Genomic DNA, 23595 nt, shown 5'->3' on the forward strand with positions numbered 1-23595 from the left:
GATTCCCATGACCGCATCTTCTCCTTCCCGCGAACTCGCCACGGCCGTCGAAGCGGCTGTCCTGTCGCTCGCCGCCGACATCGCCGGCCGCACGTTCGACGCGTCGGCCGCGGAGCGCCCGCTGCACGCACTGGGCTTCGACTCGTTGCAGTACGTCGAATTGTCCGGATGCCTGAACGATTACTACGGTCTCGATCTCGCGCCGACGCTGTTCTTCAAGGTGCACGCGCCGCGCGCGATCGCCGAGCATCTGCTCGCGCGGCACGCGGCCGAGGTCGCGCGCAAGCACGGCTTCGCGCTCGGGAACGAAACGCACGCGGCGACCGGCGCATCCGCCGCCGCGCCCGGCGGCCGGTTGGAGGCCGGCGCGCGCCAGCAGCAGCCCGCGCCCGCGCAATTGGCGCAATCCGCGCCAATCGAGAGCCCGCCGCACGAGAGCGAGCCGCTTCGGGATGCCCATGCGCCGGACGACGCGCCGCACCGCGACGCCAACGGCGAATCCCTGAACGAAGCATCCGACGATACGGATGACGAAACAGCAAGCGACGTCGCGATCGTCGGCATGGCCGGCATCTTCCCGCAATCGGCCGACCTCGCCGAATTCTGGCGGCACCTCGCCGCGGGCGACGACCTGATCGCCGAAGCGCCGCCGTCGCGCTGGGACTGGCGCGCGGCCGACGGCGAGCCCGCGTCGCGTTGGGGCGGCTTCATTCCGCGCGTCGAATATTTCGACGCCGCGTTCTTCGGCATCTCGCCGCGCGAAGCCGAGCAGATGGACCCGCAGCAGCGCCTGCTGATGCAGACCGCATGGGCCGCGCTCGAAGACGCGGCGATCCGGCCGTCCGACCTGATGGGCAGCGACGCCGCCGTGTTCGTCGGCGTCAGCACGTCCGACTACATGGATCTGCTGCCCGGCGCGGACGGCCATCTCGCCGTCGGCAACGCGCACGCGATGCTGCCGAACCGGCTGTCGCATCTGCTCGGCACGCACGGGCCGAGCGAGGCCGTCGACACCGCGTGCTCGAGCTCGCTCGTCGCGCTGCATCGCGCGGTGCGCGCGCTGCGGCGCGGCGAGAGCGGCGTCGCGATCGTCGGCGGCGTGAACGTGATGCTGACGACGCGGCTGCACCGCGCGCTCGCCGCCGCCGGCATGCTGAGCCCCGACGGGCGCTGCAAGACGTTCGACGCGTCGGCGAACGGCTACGTGCGCGGCGAAGGCGTCGCGGCGCTGGTGCTGATGCCGCTCGAACGCGCGCGCGCTGGCGGGCATCCGGTGCTCGCGGTGATCAAGGGCAGCGCGATCAACCACGGCGGCCGCGCGGCGTTCCTGACCGCACCCGACGTGAACGCGCAGGCCGCGCTGATCGAGGCCGCGTATCGCGACGCGCGCGTCGATCCCGCCACCGTTTCGTACGTCGAAGCGCACGGCACCGGCACGTCGCTCGGCGATCCGATCGAAGTGCAGGCGCTGCGCCAGGGCTTCGACGCGTGCGCGCGCGAGCGCGCCGGCGCACATGCGCCCGCGCGCTGCGGCCTCGGCTCGGTCAAGACCAACATCGGGCACCTCGAGGCGGCGGCGGGCCTCGCGGGCGTCGTCAAGGTCGTGCTCGCGATGAACCGGCGGACGCTGCCGCCGAGCCTGCATTGCCGCGAGCCGAATCCGTTTCTGAAGCTCGACGACAGCCGCTACTACGTCGTCACCGAGCCGGCGCCGTGGCCGGGCGCGGCAACGCCGACGCCGCTGCGCGCGGGTGTCAGCTCATTCGGGTTCGGCGGATCGAACGCGCACGTCGTGCTGCAATCGGCCGGCGCACGGCCGATCGATCGCGCAAGCGCCGCCCGATCGCCTTCGTCGAACGCGCGGCGCGCCTCGAATGCGCAAGACCCAAGCGGCTCGCCCGCATCGTTCGTCCCGCTATCGGCCCGCACCGACACCGCGTTGCGCGAACGCGTCGCGCAGCTCGCGCGCTGGCTCGACGCCGAACGCATCGACGACGCATCGCTGCCGGCGCTCGCGAAAACGCTGTCGATCGGCCGCGAGACGATGGCGCGCCGCTTCGGCATCACGTGCTCGTCGCTCGCCGAGCTTCGCGCGCAGCTCGCGATCGCGCTCGACGGCTCCGCCGAATCGCTCACGCGCGACGACGCACGGCTGCGGCCGCCCGCCCCCGCGCACGCCGCGTGGCTCTCGGGTGATGCCGCGCCGCTGCCCGTCGCGTGGGATGAAGAGACGCCGCGTCTGCGGCTGCCCGTTTATCCGTTCGAAGGCGAGCGGCACTGGCCGACCGACGAAGCGCCGCCGTCGCGCTTCGCGCTCGCGCCCGAAGGCGATGGCGCGTACCGGATGTCTATCGCGCCGGACGCGCCGCTCGTCGCCGACCATCGCCTCGCCGGCGAGCCCGTGCTCGCCGCGGCCGCGCAGATCGTGATCGCGTGGCGCGCGCTCGAAGCGAACGCGAACGCAATTGATGCAATTGACGCGAGCGGCGCAGGCGAATCGAATGAACCGACCGGATCAAACGGTTCGAGCGATTCGAGCGGTTCGAACGGTTCGAGCAACTCGAGCGCGCCGAATCCTTCGAGCGTTTCGACCGATTCGGACGCCACCGGCTGCCCGCACGACTCGCGTAGCACGATCGGCGCGGCCGTCGCGACGCACATCGCGCTGCACGACATCGAATGGCTCGCGCCGATCGCGATCGCCGAGCCGACCGACTTGCACGTCGCGCTCGCGCACGCGGGAGCCGACAACGGCGGCAACGACTACGCCAACGTCAATCCGGAGCGCGGCGAAAACCGGAACGCAAACGAAACCGGCGGCGCGCTCCAATTCTCGATCGCCGTCTCCCCCGCCGTCGACGCGCCGCTCGGCCGCGGCCACGCAAGCCGCGTCGCAAACGCCCGGGCGAACGCGCCCGCGCTCGACATCGACGCGATCCGCGCACGCTGCACGCAGCCGATCTCGGCCGACGCCTGCTACGACGCGTTCGCCGCGATCGGCATCGATTACGGCCCGACGTTCCGCCCGCTGCGCGCGCTCGCGATCGGCCGCGACGAAGTGCTCGCCGAATTCGACGCGTCGGCGCTCGCGCGCACGACGGGCGATGCGCGCCTCGTCGCGCTGATCGACGGCGCGTTCCAGGCGATCGCGGGCTTGCAGCTCGCGGGCGCCGGGCGCATCGACGGCGCGCTCCTGCCCGCGTCGCTCGCGCGCATCGAATTGACGGGGCCGCTCGCGGACAGCGCCCACGCGTGGATTCGCGAAGTGTCGAGCGACGCGGGCCGCCGCACGTTCGACCTCGATCTCGTGACGGTGCGCGGCGAGCCGTGCGCGGCGCTGCGCGGCCTCGCGCTCGCGTCCGGGCGGCGCGCGGCGGCGCGCGAAGCGCCGCGCCTCACGACGCCGGGCGACCATCTGCTCGCGCCGCAGTGGCTGCCGTGCGCGAACGGCGCGGCGAGCACGGCAGCGCCCGCGCCGCGCGCCGGCGCGCTGACCGTATTGGGCGGCACGCCGGCGCAGCACGCGGCGCTCGCGGCGACGCACCCGACGAAGTTGCACACGATCGACGACCTCGCCGAACTCGACGCGCACGTCTCGCATCTCGTCTGGCTGCCGCCCGCGGCGGAGGATGCGGGCACGGATGCGCACGCGCCGCTCGCCCGATGCGCGGGCCTCGACGGCTTCCGCCTCGTCAAGCGGCTGCTCGCGCTCGGCGTCGGCGACCGCGCGTTCGAGCTGACGGTGCTGACCGTCCGCTCGTGGACGATGCCGGGCGACGCGCCCGCGTTCCCCGCGCATGCGGATCTCGCCGGGCTGTGCGGATCGCTCGCGAACGAATATCCGCATTGGCGCGTGCGGCTCGTCGACTTGTCCGACGACGACGCGCTGCCCGCCGACTGGCGCGCGCGGGAAGCGGAAAGCGGCCCCCCGCTGCTGCTGCACCGGCACGGCCAATGGTTCGCGCGCCGCCTCGTGCCGCTCGCGGCGCTGCCCGCGCGCGCGGAACCGCCGTACCGGCCGGGCGGCGTCTACGTCGCGATCGGCGGCGCGGGCGGCATCGGCCGCGTGTGGACCGAGCACGTGATCCGCGCGTGCGGCGCGCAAGTCGTGTGGATCGGGCGGCGGCCGCTCGACGCGCAAATCGATGCGCACTGCAGCGCACTCGCTGCGCTCGGGCCGCGCCCATCGTATCTGAGCGCCGACGCGAGCGACGCCGACGCCCTGCGCGCCGCGCGCGACACGGTGCTCGCGCGCTTCGGCCGGATCGACGGCGTCGTGCACACGGCGATCGTGCTGCAAGACGGCGGCCTCGCGCAGCAGCACGAAGCGCAATTCAGCGCGGCGCTGAGCGCTCAGGTCGCGACGAGCGCGAACCTCGCGCGCGTGTTCGGCGGCGACGCGCTCGACTTCATCCTGTTCTTCTCGTCGCTGCAAAGCGCGTTCGTCGCGGCGGGCCAAGGCAACTACGCGGCGGGCTGCACGTTCCGCGACGCCTTCGCCGACTGGCTGCGCACGCAGGTCCGCTGCGCGGTCAAGGTCGTGAACTGGGGCTTCTGGGGGCAAACGGGCGTCGTCGCGTCCGAGCCGTATCGCCAGCGGATGGCCGCGCTCGGCATCGGCTCGATCGAGCCCGCGGCGGCGATGGCGGTCGTCGACGCGCTGCTCGGCGCGTCCGTCGATCAGGTCGGCTACCTGAAGACGACCGCGAGCGCCGCGCTGCCGACGCTCGCACCGGCGCTCGCCGCGCGCATCGCGCCGCGCACGAACGCGCTCGCCGATGCGCCGCCGCATGCCGACGCGACCGGCGACAGCGCGCAGTGGCGGCACGCGCTCGCCGCGCTCGACCGCGCGATCGCGCGCCGGCTGTTCGCGGCGCTCGCCGCGCTGCGCGTGTTCGGCGGCGACGACGCGTCGAACGCCGGCAAGTTCGACGTCGACACCGCGCTGCGCTCCGGCCGCATCGCACCCGCATACGGCCGCTGGCTCGCGCACGCGCTGGCACTGATCGCGAAGCACGGCTGCATCGCGTGGAACGGCCGAACGGGCCACCTCGCCGAAGTGCCGGCGTCCGTCGACAATGCACGTGCCGAATGGACGCAAGCGCGCGCCGACCTCGCACGCACCGGGCTCGTCGACGCGCACCTCGCGCTCGTCGACGCAACGCTCGACGCGCTGCCCGCGATCCTGGAAGGCCGCATGAGCGCGACGTCGATCCTGTTCCCCGACGGCGACCTGAGCCGCGTCGAGGCCGTCTATCAGCGCAACGAGCAGGCGGACCGCTGCAATCGCGCGCTCGCCGACGCGGTGCTGCATCTCGTCGGCGGCACATCGGCCGCGCCGCCGGCGGCGCTCGCCGAGATCGGCGCGGGCACCGGCGGCACGACCGCGCCGCTGCTCGCCGCACTCGACGCGAGCGGCGCGCGGCTCGGCCGCTACGACTTCACCGACATCTCGAAGGCGTTCCTGCTGAACGCCGAGCAATCGTTCGGCCGCGGCCGCGAAGACCTGCGCTACCGGCTGTTCGACGTCGAGCGGCCAATCGCCGAGCAGGCGCTCGACGCGGGCGGCTACGACATCGTGATCGCGACCAACGTGCTGCACGCGACGCAGGACATCGGCGTCACGCTGCGCAACGCGAAGGCGCTGCTGAAGACGGGCGGCCACCTGATCGTCAACGAACTGCTCGACACGCACACGTTCGCGCACGCGACGTTCGGTCTGCTGCCCGGCTGGTGGCGGCATCGCGACAGCGCGCGGCGGCTGCCCGGCAGCCCGCTGCTGTCGCGCGACGGCTGGGCGCGCGCGCTGCGCGAGGCAGGCTTCGCGGTGCTCGACGGAGATCCCGCCGATCGCGCGCCGGCTGGCCAGGGCGTGATCGTCGCGGTCAGCGACGGCGTGATCGTGCAGCCCGCGATCGTCGGCGCGCACGACGCGGCGCGCGGCGACGTGCGCGCGCACGCAGGCGCCGCCGCATCGGCCGCATCGGCCGCTTCCGGCGCTTCTGCCGCAAGCGCCATCGCCGCCCCGCCGCCCGCCGCCGCATCCGCCGGCGCGGACCTGCGCGCACGCTGCGTGCAATGGCTCACGCAACTCGTCGCGCGGACGCTGAAGATGCCCGCCGGCAAGCTCGCGCCGGATCAGCCGCTCGGCGGCTACGGCGTCGACTCGATTCTCGTGATCGGCCTCACGAAGACGCTGCGCGAGACGCTCGGCGTCGCGCTGTCGAACGCGACGCTGTTCGAGCACGCGACGCTGAACGCGCTCGCCGATTTCTTCGTCGCCGAGCATCGCGCCGCGTGCGAGCGCGTGCTCGGCGGCGACGCCGCGGCCCCGGCAAACGCCGCGAGCGATGCAAACGCGTCGACGTTCGCGCGCGCGGCCGCTCAGCCTCACGCGGCCATCGGCGTATCGATCGATGCGCCCGCACCTGCTTACGCATCGACGATGCCCGACCCGGCCGCGCGGAACGCATCCGCATCGCGCACGACGATGCCGGCCACGCCGACAACACACGCGGCGTTCCCGCGCACGCTCCCCGCGTTCGCCGACGACGCGGCCGTCGCCGTGATCGGCATGTCCGGCCGCTACGCGCAGGCCGACAACCTGCGCGAGTTCTGGGCGAACCTCCGTGCGGGCCGCCACTGCATCACCGAGGTGCCGGCCGAGCGCTGGGACTGGCGCACGCATTTCGACCCGGAAAAAGGCGCGCCCGGCCGCACGTACAGCCGCTGGGGCGGCTTCCTGAAACAGATCGACCGCTTCGACGCGGCGTTCTTCCGGATTGCGCCGCGCGACGCGGAAAACATCGATCCGCAAGGCCGCCTGTTCCTGGAAGAGTCGTGGGCCGCGATCGAGGATGCGGGCTACACGAGCGCGACGCTCAGCGCGAACCGCCAGGTCGGCGTGTTCGTCGGCGTGATGAACGGCGATTATCCGACGGGCGCGCAGTTCTGGAGCATCGCAAACCGCGTGTCACACGCGCTCGACCTGCATGGGCCGAGCCTCGCCGTCGACACCGCGTGCTCGTCGTCGCTCACCGCGATCCACCTCGCGCTCGACAGCCTGCGCAGCGGCACCTGCGATTGCGCGCTCGCGGGCGGCGTCAACCTGATTCAGAGTCCGAAGCATCTGGTCGGCCTGTCGTCGCTGACGATGCTGTCGGCGGGCGACGCGTGCCGCGCGTTCGGCGCGGGCGCGGACGGCTTCGTCGACGGCGAGGGCGTCGGCGTGCTCGTGCTGAAACCGCTGTCGCGCGCGCTTGCCGACGGCGACGCGATCCACGGCGTCATCCGCGGCAGCATGATCAACGCGGGCGGCAAGACGCACGGCCTCACGGTGCCGAACCCGCGCGCGCAGCAGGCAGTGGTGGCCGCGGCGCTCGCGCGAAGCGGCGTGCCCCCGCGCGCGGTAGGCTACGTCGAGGCGCACGGCACCGGCACCGCGCTAGGCGATCCGATCGAGCTCGCGGGCCTCACGCGCGCGTTCGCCGACACCACCGGCGATCGCGGCTTCTGCGCGCTCGGCTCGGTGAAATCGAACATCGGCCATTGCGAAAGCGCGGCGGGCGTCGCGGGCGTGACGAAGGTGCTGCTGCAGATGAAGCATCGCGAACTCGTGCCGACGCTGCACGCGGACGAAGCGAACCCCGACATCGATTTCGCGCAGTCGCCGTTCGCGCTGCAACGCCGGCTCGCGCCGTGGCCGAAGCCGGATCTCGACGGCTGGCCGCGGATCGCGGGCGTGTCGTCGTTCGGCGCGGGCGGCGCGAACGCGCACGTCGTGCTCGAGGAGTTCGTCGACGCGCGCGCCGCGTCCGCCGACGACGCGCGCGGCCCCGCGATCGTCGTGCTGTCCGCCGCGACCGACGACGCGCTGCGCCGCCGCGCGCAACAGCTTCACGCGCTGCTCGCCGAAGGCGAAATCGGCGACGACCGCCTGCACGATCTCGCCTATACGCTGCAGGTCGGCCGCGAACCGATGGCCGCGCGCTTTGGCTGCGTCGCCGGCTGCGCCGCCGCGCTTAAGGCGATGCTCGCCGCGTTCGTCGAAGGCGACGCGCCGCACGGCTGGCATGCGCATCGGCTCGCCGCCGGCCACCACGGCCTTGCCGAGCTCGACGCCGATCCCGAGCTGCGCGCGTCGCTCATCGGCCAATGCATCGCGACCGGCAAGCTCGACAGGCTCGCGGCGCTCTGGTGCCAGGGCCTCGGCGTCGACTGGTCCGAGCTGCATCGCGGCCGCGCGCGCCGGCGCATGCATCTGCCCGCCTATCCGTTCGACGGCCCGAGCTACCGGCTGCGCGACGAAGCGGCGCTCGCCGCCGAGCCCGTGCGCCGGCAAGCGATCGACGCCGCGCGCGTCGGCACGCCTGCGATGCGCGACGCGATTGCCGACGCGCCCGGCGCGCCGGACGCGTCGACGCGCGCCGCATCGACGCCCGACGTCGCAACGCTCGTGCGCCGCACGGTCGCGCAGGCGCTCGGCTATCCGGAGGTCGATCTGAACGAGTCGTTCCTGTCGCTCGGCGGCGATTCGATTCGCGCGGCGCGCGTGCACCGGACGCTGCAACAGGCGCTCGGCGTGAAGATTCCGCTCAGCCTGATGCTGGAAGCGAAGACGCTCGCCGATTGCGTGCGCGCGATCGGCACGCTGACTCCGGCGGGCGACGCATCGGCGGCGTGCAGCTCCACGGCGGATTCGATCGACATAGGCGAGCCCGCGTTGCGCGCGTTCGCGTCCGAACCGGGCACGTCGCCCGCGGACGAATCGTCGTTGCAGGCCGCGTCGCCGCGCCGCAGCGCCCCCGCGCCGCGCGATGCGATCCCGCGCGTGCACAAGTTGTCGCCGAACCAGCAGCAGTTCTTCTTCCTCGATCGCCTGAACCCGGCGAACCCGGCGTTCAACCTGCCGGGCGCGCTGCGCGTGCGCGGCGAGTGGCACGCCGACGCGCTCGAAGCCGCGTATCAGGCGCTCATCGATTCGCACGACGTGCTGCGCACCCGCTTCGTCGTGCGCGGCGGCGAGCCGTGCGCCGAAGTCGCGCCGCACCGCGCGGCGACGATCCGCCGTCACGATCTGTCGGCGCTCCTGCCGAAGCATCAGGCCGCACGCATCGCCGAATGCCTGACCGAATCGAGCCGGGAGGGCTTCGCGCTCGAACAGGGCGAGCCGAGCCGGCTGACGGTGCTCGAATTGCGCGACGACGATCATGTGATCCTGCTGAACCTGCATCACATCGTCGGCGACGCGGTGTCCGTCGTCGCGCTGCTCGACGCGCTCGCGCGCGCCGCGCTGACGGGCCGCGCGAGCGCGCCGTGCGATGCGCATCCGCAATATGCGGAGTGGGCCGCGCGCGAGGACGAGCCGCTCGCCGCGCTCGTCGAGCGCGAGCTGCCTTACTGGCTCGAGCGCCTGCGCGACGTGCCGCCGCCGTTGCCGCTGCCGTGCGACCGTGCGCGGCCGCCCGTGCCGAGCTATCGCGGGCAGAGCGTGCCGCTCGCGTTCCCGCCGGAGCTGACCGCGCAGCTCGACGCATACTGCAAGGCGCACGGGCTGTCGCGCTTCGTCGTGATGCTCGCGGCGTTCAAGGTCGCGCTGCGCGTGCTGTCGGGCCGCGACGATGTGGTCGTCGGCAGTCCTTACGCGAACCGCGCCGACGACGACACGGCCGACATGATCGGCTGCCTCGCGTACGCGCTCGTGCTGCGCACGCGCGTCGGCGAAGCCGAGACCTTCGCGGATGCGGTCTCGCTCGTGCGACGCACCGTGCACGGCGCGTTCGATCACCTCGGCGTGCCGTATCCGCGGCTCGTCGAGGCGCTGAATCCGGCACGGCACGGCGGCGCGAATCCGCTCTACCAGATCATGTTCAACGTGATCCCGATGCCTGCGCTGCCGGACGGCGTCGAACCCGTCGAAGTGGATTCCGGCTGGCTCGACTACGACCTGTTCGTGCGGCTGCGCGCATCGGACCGCGCGATCGAAGGCGTGCTGCAATTCAGCGCGGATCTCTTCGATCGTTCGACCGCCGAAGCGATCGCGACGTACTACGTCGAGCTGCTGCATACGCTGCTCGCGCTTCCGTCGCTGCCGCTCGCGGGCCTCGCGCCGCCCGCCGGGCTCGCGCTCGCGCGACCGATCGCCGACGCGATGCCGCCGCTGCGCATCGAGATCGCGTCGACGTTCACGGATCGCCCGCTCGCCGGCACGCTGCGCTACTGGGGCGCCGCGACGGGCCAGCCGATCGAGCCGAATTTCGCGCCGTACGGGCAACTGCTCCAGACGCTCTACGATCCGTCGACGCCGTTCCATGCGAACCGGCGCGGAATGAACGTCGTGCTCGTCCGGCCGCGCGACTGGCTGCGCTTCGGCGAGGCGAGCGCGAGCGCCGAAGCCGCAGACGCGGACGCGGACGCAGACGCAGACGACAACGCGGACGCCGACGCGAGCGCCGCGGCTGAGCAAATCGCGCTCTACGTCGACGAGCTTGCCGACGCGCTCGCCGACGCCGCGCCGTCGCTCGCTGTGCCGCTGCTCGTGCTGGTGCTGCCCGACGACGCCTCGTCGCTCGCGGCGTGCGACACGCTCAGCGGCGGCGAATGCATCGGCGATTGCGGCGGCGATTGCGGCGAGCAACGCGCGCGCGATTCGACGTTCGCGCCGTACCGCACGCTCGCCGCGGCGCTCGCGGACCTGCCGGCCGTGACGGTCGCGCACTGGCGCGACGTCGCGGCGATCTATCCGGTCGCCGACGTGTTCGATCCGCACGCGGACGCGGCGGGCCACGTGCCGTTCACGAGCGAGTACTACGCGGCGCTCGCGAGCTACATCGCGCGCACCGCGTTCCAGCACGCGTCGGTGCCGCTCGACGACGCATGGAACCGGCTCGCCGCGCAGATCCGCGACGACGCCGAGCACCTGCTCGCCGTGCCGGCCGGCGACGCGCGCGCGCGCCGCGCGCCGTACGCGCCGCCGACGAACGACGCCGAGGCAACGCTCGCGCCGATCTTCGCGGCCGCGCTGAAGCTCGACGATCTCGGCGTCGACGACAACTTCTTCGACTGCGGCGGCCATTCGATCCTCGCGATCGGCGTCGTCTATCAGATCAACGAAGCATTCGGCACGTCGCTGTCGGTCGCGGACATCTTCATGGCGCCGACCGTGCGCCGGCTCGCCGAGCGGATGCGCGACGCGCCGGACGGCCCGGAATACGTCGACCTCGCGAGCGCGGCCGTGCTGCCCGACGACGTCGCGCCGCTGCCCGAGCCCGTCGCCGGCACGCCGCGCGCGCTGCTCCTGACGGGCGCGACGGGCTTCGTCGGCCGCCATCTGCTGCGCGAGCTGATCGACCGCACCGGCGCGACGATCTACTGCCTCGTGCGCTCGCCCGACGCCGCGCAGGGCCTCGCGCGGCTGCGCGCGACGCTCGAGCGCTGGTCGTTGTGGCGCGACGGCGACGAGGCGCGCGTGATCGCCGTGCCGGGCGACCTCGGCCGCCCGCGAATCGGCCTGTCGAGCGCCGACCGCGCGCGGCTCGTCGCCGAAGTCGACGCGATCTATCACAACGGCACCAGCATGAACCATCTCGAATCGTTCGAGATGGCGCGCGCGGCCAACGTCGACGGCGTGATCGAGCTGCTGCGGATCGCGACCGAAGGCCGGCCGAAGACGTTCAACTACGTGTCGACGCTCGCGGTGTTCAGCATGCGCGAGCGCACCGGCACGCATGTATTCGACGAATCCGCGCCGATCGACGCCGAACAGCATCCGTCGGACCAGGGCTACACGACGAGCAAGTGGGTCGGCGAGCAGCTCGCGCATCTCGCGGCCGCGCGCGGCGTGCCGTGCAACGTGTTCCGTCTCGGCCTCGTGACGGGCGACGTGCGCCACGGCCGTTACGACGCGCTGCAGGCGTACTACCGGCTGCTGAAGAGCTGCGTGCTGATGGGCGCGGCGTTCGACGATTTCCGCTACGACCTCGTGATCACGCCCGTCGACTACGTCGCGCGCGCGCTCGCGCATCTCGGCGCGAAGCATCCGGGCGGCGGCCGCGTGTTTCATCTGTCGACGATGCAGGTCACGCCGATGCGCACGGTGTTCGAAATGATGAACGCGCACCTGCCGGCGCCGATGCGCATGCTCACGCACCGCGCATGGATCGACGAGCTGCGCGTGCGCTACCGGCGCGGCGACGTGCAGCCGATCGTGCCCGTCGTGCAATGGATGATGAACATGAGCGACGCGGAGCTCGTGAAGCTCGCCCGCGAGCGCGAGGAAACCACGTTCATCTATGACTGCACGGCGACGCATCGCGAGCTCGAGGCGGCCGGCATCGTCGTGCCCGTGTTCGACGACGCGCTGTTGCAGCGATACCTGCGCGGCATGTTCGACGACGACGCGGACCTGCGCGCGCTCGCGCCCGAGCCGGACGACGGCGAGCGCGCTTCTTCCCTTCACTCCCACACGTGAAATGAAATTCATGGACGATCTCATCTATCAAGACGAACATGCGTCGCTGCAACCGCTCGAAGGCCTGACCGTGAGCGTGATCGGATACGGCATTCAGGGCCGCGCGTTCGCGGCGAATCTGCGCGACAGCGGCGTATCGGTGCGCGTCGGCAACATCGACGACCGCTACTTCGAGCTCGCGCGCGTGGAAGGCCATCGCGTGACGGGCATCGCCGAGGCGGTCGCGCACGCGGACATCGTGCTGCTGCTGATTCCGGACGAGGCGCACGGCGCGGTGTTCGATGCCGGCATCGCGCCCAACCTGCGCGAAGGCGCGCTGCTGTGCGTCGCGCACGGGCACTCGCTCGTGCAGGGCGACGTGCGCCCGCTCGCCGGGCGCGATCTCGCGATGCTCGCGCCGCGCATGTACGGCGATCCGATCCGCCGCTACTATCTCGCCGGGCAGGGCGCGCCCGCTTACTTCGACATCGTCGCGGACCACACCGGCCGCGCGCGCGAGAAGGTGCTCGCCGTCGCGCGCGCGGTCGGCTTCACGCGCGCGGGCGTGATGGCGCTCGGCTACCGGCAGGAGACGTTCCTCGATCTGTTTCAGGAGCAGTTCCTCGCGCCCGCGCTCGTCGATCTCGTCGAGGCGGGGTTTCAGGCGCTCGTCGAGCGCGGCTTCAATCCGAAGGCCGCGCTGCTCGAAGTCTACGGCTCGGGCGAGATGGGCAAGATGATGCTCGACGGCGCGGATATCGGGCTCGACGAAGTCGTCGCGCTGCAAGGCTCGCCGACCTGTCAGGTCGGCTATCACCGCTGGCGCGGCCGCACGCTGCCCGCCGCCGTGCGCGAGCTCGCCGCGCGCGTGCTCGATCAGATCGACAGCGGCGACTTCTCCGCCTATCTGAAGGAACATGCGTCGAACGACTACGCGTCGCTCGACGCGGCGCGCCGCGCGGTGCTGAAGCGGCCGCTCAACGTGACGCACGCGCAAGTGCGCGCGGCGTTCCGCTTCCCGACCGAGAGCGCGGGCGGGCTCTATCAATCGACGGCGGCGGCCGCCGCCGACGCCGAGCCGGAGATCGCACGATGAGCGCCCGGCGTCTTCTCGTCGGCGCGACGTTCACGGCGTCGCCGCTCGATCCGCTGCTGCGCGCGCAAGGTTTCGACGACGTCGCGTTCACGCGCTACAACCAGCTTTTGCAAACGCTCGTCGCCCCCGATCCGCGGCACGCGGGCGACGCGACGCTGCTGCTCGTGCGGCTCGCGGACTTCGTGCGTCACGAAGCGGGCGAGCGCGCGCAAACGCCGGACGCGCTCGCCGCGCTGCTCGCGCAGCGTGCGCACGCATGGCTCGACGCGCTCGCATCGTTCGGCGCGAACCGTGCGGCGCCGTCGTGGATCGTCGTGCTGCCGTCGCCCGCGCTCGACGCGCGCGGCGCGAATCTCGCCGATGCGTGCCGACGGCTCGAACACGCGCTGCTCGGCGTGCCCGGCTTGCGCGCGCTCGACTGGGCCGACTTCGCCGCGTCGAGCGCGATCGCGCAGCCGTTCGATCCGGTCGCGGACAAGCTCGGCCACGTGCCGCTGACGATCGAGGGATTCGCCGCGTTCGCGCGGTGGCTCGCCGAGCGTGTGCGCGGCGAAGCAAGCGAAACGACGCGTGCCGCGGCGAACGCGAACGATACCGCACGCGCCGAATTGGCCGCTGTTGCGAGCGCGCACTCGCCCGCCGCCGCCGAAGCCAGCGCCGTCGAAACCCGCGCCGCCGACACGCCGGCCTGCGCGCGCGCAAGCGCCGATTCGCGAGCCGCCGCGACGAGTGCGCACGCCCCCGCGCTCGGCGGGGCCACCGGGGCCGCCATTCAAACGAACACCGCCGCCACGCACGACGCCGCGCCGCCGCACACAGGCTCGCCAGCCAGCGGCACGACGGCCGCGGCGCCCGCGCCGTCGCTCGCCCGCTTCTTCGAGCGCCTGCAACTGCGCGTCGCGAGCGTGGCGCTCGACGACGAAACGGCGCTCGCGAAAAGCGCGCGCCTGAGCCACACGGCCGCGACGTTCCACCTGAGCGGCCGCCCGTATCTCGAAGCCGACCTGCTCGACGCGATCGCGCGCGACGCATGCGGCCTCGCGCTGACCATCGCCGACCGCTTCGGCCAATACGGCTGCAGCGGCTTCGTGCTCGTGCGCGCGGAGGCCGGGCTGCCCGTTCTCGCCGAATTCGTGCTGAGCTGCACGGTGCTCGGCAAGCAGGCCGAGCACGGCGTGCTGCTCGCGCTCGCGCTCGCGGCGCAACGCGCCGCGCTGCCGGCCGTCGCGCTCGACTACGTGCGCACCGACGGCAATCAGCCGGCCGTCGAGTTCGTCGACGCGATTGCCGCGCAGGCAGGCGTCGCCGTCGAGCGAAGCGGCCCGCGCGCGCGGCTGCGCATCGCGCCCGCCGCGCTCGCCGACGCGGTGCTCGCCTGCGCGAAAGCGCCTCACGCGCTCGCGTCGAGCGCGCAGGCGCTCGACCTCGCCCCGCTCTTCTTCCGTTCAACCGCTTACCCGACCGCCCACCGATGAACGCGAACCCCGACGCCTTCAACCCATCCCGCGCCGCACCGCCCGACGACTGGTGGGCGCGCGACAGGCTGCACTACCGCGACGGCGCGCTGCACTTCTGCGGCCGCAACGTCGCCGAGCTCGCGGCCGCCTTCGCCGAACCGCTCTTCCTGTACGACACGCAGCGCGCAGTCGACAACGTCGAACGCCTGCAACGCGCGCTCGGCGGCCTGCAAGGCGGCGACTTCCGCGTCTATTACGCGATGAAGGCGAATCGCTTTCGCCCGCTGCTGTCCGAGCTGCGGCGCTCGCCGGTCTTCGGCATCGACGCGTGCTCGCCCGAGGAATTGCGCGAAGCGCTCGCGTGCGGCTTCGCGCCCGAGCGCATCTCGTACACGGCGCACGGGATGATGCCGGACGAAGCGGCCCTCCTCGCCGCGTTGCCCGGCGTGCACGTGAACTGCGACACGCTCAGCGCGATCGCGCTGCTCGGCAGCCGCTCGCCCGGCCGCAAGATCGGCATCCGCGTGAATCCCGGCGTCGGCATCGGCTACGGCGACAGCGAACGCCTGAGCTACGCGGGCGCGAACGTGACGAAGTTCGGCATCTATGCGGAGCAGTTCGGCGCGGCGCTCGAGCTCGCCGCGCGGCACGGGCTCGCCGTGACGTGGCTGCACTGCCACGCGGGCTGCGGCTACCTCGATGCGCAACTCGCGTCGTTCGAGCGCGTGCTCGACGCGCTGGACGCGTTCGTCGCGCGCGTGCCCGGCCTGCGCGGCGTCAACCTCGGCGGCGGGCTCGGCCTGCCGCATCGCGCGACCGACGGGCCGCTCGACCTCGAGCGCTGGCGCGCGGCCGTGCACGCGCGCTTCGGCCGCCGCCCGCTCGCGCTCGCGATCGAGCCCGGCGATTTCATCGCGAAGGACGGCGGCATGCTCGTGCTGCGCGTCGCGTACGTCGAGCTCAAGCGCAACCGCCGCTTCGTCGGCCTGAACGGCGGCTTCAACCTCGCGATCGAGCCCGCGTTCTACGGCCTGCCGTGCGAGCCCGTGCCGTGCGTGCGGCGGCCGGGCGCCGTGCAATCGGTGTGTCTCGCCGGCAACATCAACGAGGCGCTCGATGTGTGGGGCGACCACGTGAGCCTGCCGCCCGTCGAGCCGGGCGACTTCGTCGCGCTGCTGAACGCGGGCGGCTACGCGTCGTCGATGAGCTCGAACCACTGCCTGCGCGGACAGTTCCGCGAGCTCGCGCTGTTCGACGCCGCGCCGCATTGACCTCAACTTCAACGATAAGGAGCCCCAGCGTGTCCTCGCTTTCACGACAATTGAGCGATCTCGGCAGCCGGATCTTCACGAGCGCGCCGTTCGGCCCCGGCGTGTCGATGCAGAATCTCGCCGAATGGTCGTCGCTCGCGCATGTGCAACTGCTCGGCAAGGTCGCCGCCGAATTCGGCATCGACATCGGCCTCGAAGACGCCTACCGGCTCGACAGCTTCGAGCGGCTGCTGCATTACATCGAGCGGCAGCGCGGGCCGGCCGGCGACGCGCCGCCAGCGGGCGCAACGCCCATATCGGCCGCGGATACGGCCGGCGCCGCCCCCGCCACGATCGGCGCGCTGCTGCACGCGCGCGCCGACGCACTGCCCGACGAGCCGTTCCTGTTCTTTCCCGCCGACGATCGCGGCTACACGTATCGCGCGTTCCACGATCTCTCGCGCGCCGCCGCCGAAACACTGCGCGCGCACGGGTTGCGGCGCGGCGACCGGCTGTCGGTCGTGCTGCCGAACGGCCCCGAGTTCCTCGCGTACTACTTCGGCGCGCATCTGCTCGGCGTCGTGTCGGTGCCGATCAATCCGGCGTTGAGCGCGGCCGAGTGTGCGTACATCGTCCGCAACAGCGGCGCGAAGCTCGTCGTGTTCGACCGGCGAATGACGAACCTGCGCGACGCGGTGCGCGCCGAGCTCGGCGACGATGACAGCGCGCGCCTCGCGAGCGCCGACGCCGCGTCCGGCTTCGGCCTCGAAGCGCTCGCGGCGGCGGCCGAGCACGCGACGATCGCCGCCGATCCCGATCTCGCCGCCGACGACGACGCGAGCATCCTCTACACGTCCGGCACCACAGGCCACCCGAAAGGCGTGGTGCTGTCGCACCGGAACCTGCTGGCCGACGCGCGCGCGCTCGCCGACTGGTTCGCGTTCGAGCCCGGCACGCGCACGATGTGCATCCTGCCGCTGTTCCACAACAACGGCCAGGTGATCACGCTGCTGTCGCCGCTGATCGCGGGCGGCAGCTCGGTGATCCTCGAAGGCAAATCGGCGCTGCCGTCGTTCTGGAAGCTGATCGACGCGTATCGCGTGAACTGGACGAGCGTGATGCCCGCGTTCCTGTCCGCGTTCCTCGAATACGGGCTCAAGCGCACCGACGGCACGCTGCGCGGCATCGTCTGCGGCGGCCAGGTGCTGCTCGACGAGGTGCGCAACCGCTTCGAGAGCGAATACCGCGTGCCGGTGTTCGAGGGCTTCGGCCTCACCGAGACGACATCGTTCGCGACGATGAACCGCCATCCCGCCGAGCGCCGCCGCTTCGGCTCGATCGGCGTCGCGCTGCCGTGCAACGCGCTGCGGATCGTCGACACGCACGGCCGCGACGTCGCCGCGGGCGAGACGGGCGAGATGCTGATCCGCGGCGACAACGTCGCTGCGCGCTATCACGCGCGCGCCGAGCTCACCGCCGGGCGCTTTCGCGACGGCTGGCTGCACACGGGCGATTACGGCTACTGTGACGACGAAGGTCATTTCTTCTTCGCGACGCGCGCGGACGACCTGATCATCAAGGGCGGCGAGAACATCTATCCGGCCGAGATCGAGAACGTGCTGCACGGCTGCGCCGACATCGTCGAATGCGCGGCGCTCGGCGTGCCCGATCCGATTCTCGGCCAGGACGTGTGCGTGTACGTGAAGCTGCGGCCGTCGTCGACGCTCGGCAAGGACGACGTCCGCCGCCTGTGCGAAGGCCGCATCGCGCATTACAAGTGCCCGCGCCACGTCGTGCTGCTCAACGAGCTCGACGATCTGCCCGAGCTGCCGAAGGGCCCGACGCGCAAGATTCTCCGGCGCAAGCTGCTCGAGCACTTCGCGGCGCGGCGCGAACGGGAATCCGCATGACGCGCCGGGCCGCCGGCCTCGCGCATTTCACCGAACCGCATCGACCGACCATGAAGGAGACGCCATGAAGCTCGTACTGTTCCTGCATCTGATTTTCGTTGCCGCGTGGATGAGCTGCGTGATCGTCGAAGGCATCTTCGAGCACGCGATCGATCGGAGTCCGGAGCAGCGCGCGTTCATCTCGAAGCTGCACTGGGCCACCGACAAATACGTCGAGATTCCGGCCTTCACGATCGTATTGATCACGGGCGCGATCCTGCTCGCGCATCGCGCGCCGACGCCGCTGCTGCTCACGAAGGTCGCGTTCGGCACGCTCGCGATCGCATTGAACGCCGTGTGCGTGTGGATCGTCGTGCGCCGCAGGCATTACGCGGCGCGCGACGACTACGCGGCGTGGGAACGCATCGACCGCGTGCAGCACAAGCTCGGCGGGATCGTCGCGATCGCGATGCTCGTCGCGCTCGGCATCGGCGGCTACATGTTCGCAGGAGCATAAATGAAGGCATTGATTTTCCCTGGCCAGGGCTCGCAGGCGGCCGGCATGGGCAGCGATCTGTTCGAACGGCATCCGCGGATCGTCGAGCAGGCGGACGACGTGATGGGCCTGTCGGTCGCGCGCCTTTGCATCGACGATCCGGACGGCCTGCTCGCCGACACCCGCTATGCACAGCCGGCCGTCTTCGTCGTCAACGCGCTCTGCCTCGCCGCCTGGCGCGACACGCACGACGACGCGCACGTCTGGCTCGCCGGGCACAGCCTCGGCGAATACAGCGCGCTGCTCGCGGCGGGCGTGTTCGATTTCCGCACCGGGCTCGAGATCGTCAAGCGGCGCGGCGAGCTGTTCGCGTCCGTCGAAGGCGGCGCGATGGCGGCGGTCGTCGGCGTGAGCGCGGCCGAGCTCGGCCGCCGCCTGCGCGCGCGCGGCTTCGACGACGTCGACCTCGCGAACTACAACAGCGCCGGGCAAACCGTGATCGCGGGCCCGGCCGCATCGGTCGACGGCGCGGCGCGCATGCTCGACGCGTGCGGCGACGTCACCGTTCATCCGCTGAAGGTGAGCGGCGCGTTCCACTCGCGCTGCATGACGCCGCTCAAGCCCGAGTTCGACGCATTCCTCGCGCGCTTCACGCTCGCCGAGCCCGCGCGGCCCGTCGTGTCGAACGTGACCGCGCGCCCCTATCAGCCGCCCGGCACGCCCGCCGACTATCTCGTCGAGCAACTCGACCAACCGGTGCGCTGGCGCGACAGCGTCCGTCACATGCTGCGCTCGGGCGTCGACGAATGGGTCGAGCTCGGCCCCGGCCGCCGGGTCCTGACGCGCCTCGTCGACGCAATCCGGCGCGAACAGCCCGAACAGCCCGCCGCGCTGTCACCCGCATCTCTTTGAAGAGGACCGATCCGACATGTCACCCCTCCAATCCGCCCTCGCCGCCTGCCGGACGCTGACCGCGCCGCCGCCGCTCGCGCCCGCGTCCAACTTCGCCGACGTGCTGCGCTTTCGCGCCGAAACGACGCCCGACGAGTTCGCATACGGCTACCTCGGCTACGGCCGCATGCCGGACCGCGTGATGCGCTATGGCGACATTCACCGCCGCGCGCTCGCGATCGCGCGCGAAATCGTCGCGCACGGCCGCCCGGGCGACCCCGTGCTGCTGATCTTCCCGTCCGCCGCCGACTTCATCGAAGCGTTCTTCGGCTGCCTGTACGCGGGCCGGATGGCCGTGCCGGCGCTGCCGCCGCGCACCGAGAAAGAGCGCCGCCGGCTGATTTCGATTGCGCGCGATTGCGCGCCGTCGTTCGCGATCTGCGGCGCGGGCGAGCGGGACACCGTGCTCGCCGAGCTGTGCGCGGCGGGCGTCGTCGCGCCGCCGTGCCGCGAAGTCGACGCGTTCGACGCGTTCGACGCGTTCGACGCGATCGACGCGATCGCCGACGATGCCGCGCCCGCGCTGCCCGCCGTCGCGCCCGACAGCATCGCGTTCCTCCAGTACACGTCCGGCTCGACGTCCGATCCGAAGGGCGTGATGGTCGGCCACGACAACCTGCTCGCGAACGAGCGGCTGCTGCGCCGGCACTGGGGCAGCGATCGCGAGCGCTGGCTGATGGTGTCGTGGCTGCCGCACTATCACGACATGGGGCTGATCGGCGCAATCCTGCATCCGATCTACGCGGGGCGGCCCGCCGTGTTCATGTCGCCGCAGGACTTCCTCCAGCATCCGGCGCGCTGGCTCCACGCGGTGTCCGACTACGGCGCGACCTGCAGCGGCGCGCCGAACTTCGGCTACGAGCTGTGCCGCCGGCGCGCGAGCCGCATGGATCTCACGCGGCTCGATCTGTCGACATGGGAGCAGGCGTTCAACGGCGCGGAGCCGGTGCGGCCGCGCACGATGCGCGAGTTCGCCGACGCGTTCGCGTCCACCGGCTTTCGCTACGACGCTTTCGCGCCCTGCTACGGGCTCGCGGAGCTGACGCTCGCGGCAACGTCGAAGCAGCTCGGCGCGCCCGTCGTCATCCGGCGCGCCGACTACGGCGCGCTCGCCGACGGGCGCTTCGAACCGCACGAGGGGGACGGCAGGTCGATCGACGTCGTGTCGGTCGGCACGCTCGCGCATGCGGATCAGACGTTTCGCATCGTCGATCCTTCGACGGGCGAGCCGCAGCCGGTGGGCGCGATCGGCGAGATCTGCGTCGCGAGCGACAGCGTCTGCCACGGCTATTTCGGCCGCCCGGACGCAACCGACGCAACGTTCCGCGCATACCGCTGCGACGCCTTTCCGAACGGCATGCTGCGCACGGGCGACCTCGGCTTCGTCGACGATCGCGGCCATCTGTTCGTCTCGGGGCGGATCAAGGATCTGATCATCCTGAACGGCGTCAACTACTATCCGCAGGATATCGAAGGCGCGGTGCTCAACGTATCCGACCAGATCCGCGCGAACCGGCTCGCCGCGATCATGGTCGAGCGCGACGAGCAGGCGGGGGTCGTCGTCGTGCTGGAGGCGATCGGCCGGTTCGATCTCGCGACGCTCGCGCCGGAGATCGGCCGCGAGGTGTGGGACGCGTGCCAGCTGACGCTGAGCGGCGTGATCCGCGTGAAGAAGGGCGAGATCCATACGACGTCGAGCGGCAAGATCCAGCGCGCGACCTGCGCGAAGATGCTCGCGGACGGCGCGTTCACGATCGAGGATGCGCATTTGCACGACGCCGCGCAAGCGTGGCTCGCGCCGCTGATCGAGCGGTGCGCGGGCGGTGGCCGCGAGGCTTCAGGCGACGCGCGGGCCGTCGCCTGACCGCGCGCGGCGCGGCGCTCGCGCTCGATTCCTCGGACGGTCGCGTGGCGGCGTTCGGTGTTTTGCGTTCTGCGTTCTGCGTTCTGCGTTCTGCGTTCTGCGTTCTGCGTTCTGCGTTCTGCGCCGGGTGTCGCGTGTCGCGTGTCGTGAGTCGTGAGTCGTGCGTGTCGCGCGTGTCGTGCGTCGTACGTTCTACGCTCCACTTTCTACCTGCGCGGCGATCGTCGGTCCCGCGAACGCCGTGCATGGATCGAGCGGAATTCGCGGACACGCATCGCCGGAATCCTCGCATCGCGCCGCACACCGGGTTATAGTCCGGCGTGCGCGCGCCGCACGCACGCATGCATGCCGCGCGACGTGACATGCGCCACGCGCACGCCCGTCGCCTCCGCCCCGGCGTCGCGCCGTTCTTCGACACCAACCCGCACGGGCGGCCCGCCGGGCCGTCCGGCATCCGATTCGTTCAAACGCCGATCGATGGCTTCGTTGATTCTCGTTCTCGCCTGCCTCGTCGCGGGCGCCGCGCTCGCACGGAGCAAGCGCCTGCCGGACAACTTCCCGGCCAGCCTCAATTATTTCGTCATCCAGATTTCACTGCCCGCGCTCGTGCTGCAGCATCTGCACCGAATCGCCTTCGGCGCGGACGTGCTGTGGCTCTTCGCGACGCCCGTCATCGTGTTCGCGGCCACCGCGGCGCTCGCGCTCGCGGCGGGCGCGCTGCTCGGCCTCGACAAGGCGACGGTCGGCTGCCTCACGCTCGTCTGCGGCACGAGCAACACGTCGATCGTCGGCGTGCCGGTCGTGCAGGCGCTGATCGGCGGCGCGGCGGTCGGCCACGCGCTCGTCGTCGACCAGGCGAACTTCATCGTGATGTGCACGGCGGGCCTCGTCGCCGCCGATCTGTATGCCGGCAGCGCGACGAGCTGGCGCGGCGTCGCGCGGCAGCTCGCCGGCTACCGTCCGATTCAGGCGATGGCGCTTGCGCTGCTGTTGCGGCCGGTGCCGTTCCCGCCCGCCGTCGAGGACGTGCTGAGCGCGCTCGGCGCAACCCTCACGCCGATCGCGATGATCTCGGTGGGCGCAAGCTTCAGCCTGCGCAGCGCCCGCGACGCCGCGCGAAACTTCGTCGTGGGCATCGGCCTCAAGCTGCTCGTCGTGCCGGCGATCGTGCTCGCGTGCGGGCTCTACCTGTTCGCGCAGCGGGGCGTGCCGCTCGCCGTCGCGCTCGTGCAGGCGACGATGCCGCCGATGATCATCGCGGGGCTCATCGCGATCGACAAGAAGCTCGACCCGCCGCTCGCGGGCGCGCTGATGACGCTGGGCGTGCCGGCGTCGATCGCGGCCGCGTGGCTATGGCGCGGCGCGCTGCCCTATTGAGACGGCCGAAACGGCCGCGAGATTTGATTCGGAACACGAACCGTCCGGCCCGCGGCGCACGGTCTTCGTCGAGTGCCCGGCCCGGCGCGGATATCGCGTGCACGCGGCGGTTCTCGCCGCAACCGTGGCGAAAAGCGCGCCGCGCCCCGTCGGTCGAACGCGGCGCAACGGCGCTCGCGCGGCCGTCACGCACCGTCGGGCAACAACCGGTGCATTTCGTGGAACACCATGTCGGGCCGCGCGGCAATCTTCAGCGGCACGCCCGACGCGACGAAGCCGAGCGATTCGTAAAAGCCGCGCGCCGAATCGCGTGCAGTGCACCAGACGACCTTTCCGTCCCGCCGCTGCGCGTACTCGATGCACGCGCGCATCAGCCGCGTGCCGACGCCGTGCCCCTGCATGAACGGCTCGACGGCCACGCCGCGCAGCCGCCACGCGCTGTCCGGCGGGAAATCGCGGAACGCCTGCCGGCAGATCGTCGCGACGGCGACGATCCCGTCCGGCGTTCGGGCCGCCAGATGAAGCGTCGCCTCGTGGTCGTCGCACGGAAAGCGGCTCGCGTTCTCGTCCCCGTCCAGCAGAATTCTGGCCCTGAGCGGCAACACGGACGCAACCGGCACGGTCACGATTGAGTACGACTGTTGATCGACGAGCATCGGCTGTTTACGAAAAAATTGATTGACCCATTCTAAATGCGCGAATGTTTTCGTTCGCAAAAAAATATTTGTTGTTCACCCCGGCCGATGCGGTTAATCTGAATAAATGTT

The 23595-nt window shown here is 71.5% G+C and carries 10 protein-coding genes; 9 read left to right on the forward strand and 1 reads right to left on the reverse strand.

Translation table 11 applies throughout. The annotated features are described in order from the left end of the window. The first annotated feature begins 7 nt into the window (after nucleotides 1–7). From WS78_RS28720 to WS78_RS28765, 9 genes are all read left to right on the forward strand, one after another. On the forward strand, nucleotides 8–12469 hold the full coding sequence (locus WS78_RS28720; RefSeq protein ID WP_059580242.1) for a thioester reductase domain-containing protein: 12462 nt from the start codon (nucleotides 8–10) through the stop codon (nucleotides 12467–12469). A gap of 10 nt (nucleotides 12470–12479) precedes the next feature. Continuing rightward, nucleotides 12480–13544, forward strand: a complete 1065-nt coding sequence (locus WS78_RS28725; RefSeq protein WP_059580321.1) for an NAD(P)-binding domain-containing protein — start codon at nucleotides 12480–12482, stop codon at nucleotides 13542–13544. After that, on the forward strand, nucleotides 13541–15019 hold the full coding sequence (locus WS78_RS28730; protein WP_059580247.1) for a hypothetical protein: 1479 nt from the start codon (nucleotides 13541–13543) through the stop codon (nucleotides 15017–15019). Before WS78_RS28725 ends, WS78_RS28730 begins: the two co-directional genes overlap by 4 nt. Next, nucleotides 15016–16272: a type III PLP-dependent enzyme domain-containing protein gene (locus WS78_RS28735; protein ID WP_059580251.1), complete on the forward strand. Its 1257-nt coding sequence runs from the start codon at nucleotides 15016–15018 to the stop codon at nucleotides 16270–16272. Before WS78_RS28730 ends, WS78_RS28735 begins: the two co-directional genes overlap by 4 nt. Before the next feature lie 29 nt (nucleotides 16273–16301). After that, on the forward strand, nucleotides 16302–18161 hold the full coding sequence (locus WS78_RS28740; protein ID WP_059580254.1) for an AMP-binding protein: 1860 nt from the start codon (nucleotides 16302–16304) through the stop codon (nucleotides 18159–18161). A gap of 64 nt (nucleotides 18162–18225) precedes the next feature. Beyond that, nucleotides 18226–18657, forward strand: coding sequence for a hypothetical protein (locus WS78_RS28745; protein WP_059580258.1), 432 nt, complete (start codon nucleotides 18226–18228; stop codon nucleotides 18655–18657). Continuing rightward, a complete protein-coding gene (gene fabD / locus WS78_RS28750) occupies nucleotides 18658–19548 on the forward strand; it encodes an ACP S-malonyltransferase (protein ID WP_059580262.1) in 891 nt (296 codons plus the stop codon). Between the two features lie 16 nt (nucleotides 19549–19564). Then, nucleotides 19565–21451 (forward strand): fatty acyl-AMP ligase, encoded by a 1887-nt coding sequence (locus WS78_RS28755; RefSeq protein ID WP_059580266.1) that lies wholly within the window; start codon nucleotides 19565–19567, stop codon nucleotides 21449–21451. Between the two features lie 477 nt (nucleotides 21452–21928). Beyond that, nucleotides 21929–22828, forward strand: a complete 900-nt coding sequence (locus WS78_RS28765; RefSeq protein WP_059580271.1) for an AEC family transporter — start codon at nucleotides 21929–21931, stop codon at nucleotides 22826–22828. Between the two features lie 185 nt (nucleotides 22829–23013). Here WS78_RS28765 and WS78_RS28770 read toward each other — a convergent pair whose 3' ends face one another. Beyond that, entirely contained in the window at nucleotides 23014–23484 is a 471-nt protein-coding gene (locus WS78_RS28770; protein WP_038749586.1) for a GNAT family N-acetyltransferase, read from the reverse strand. Between the last annotated feature and the right edge of the window lie 111 nt (nucleotides 23485–23595).

The sequence above is a fragment of the Burkholderia savannae genome (assembly GCF_001524445.2).
GTDB classification, from domain to species: Bacteria; Pseudomonadota; Gammaproteobacteria; order Burkholderiales; family Burkholderiaceae; genus Burkholderia; species Burkholderia savannae.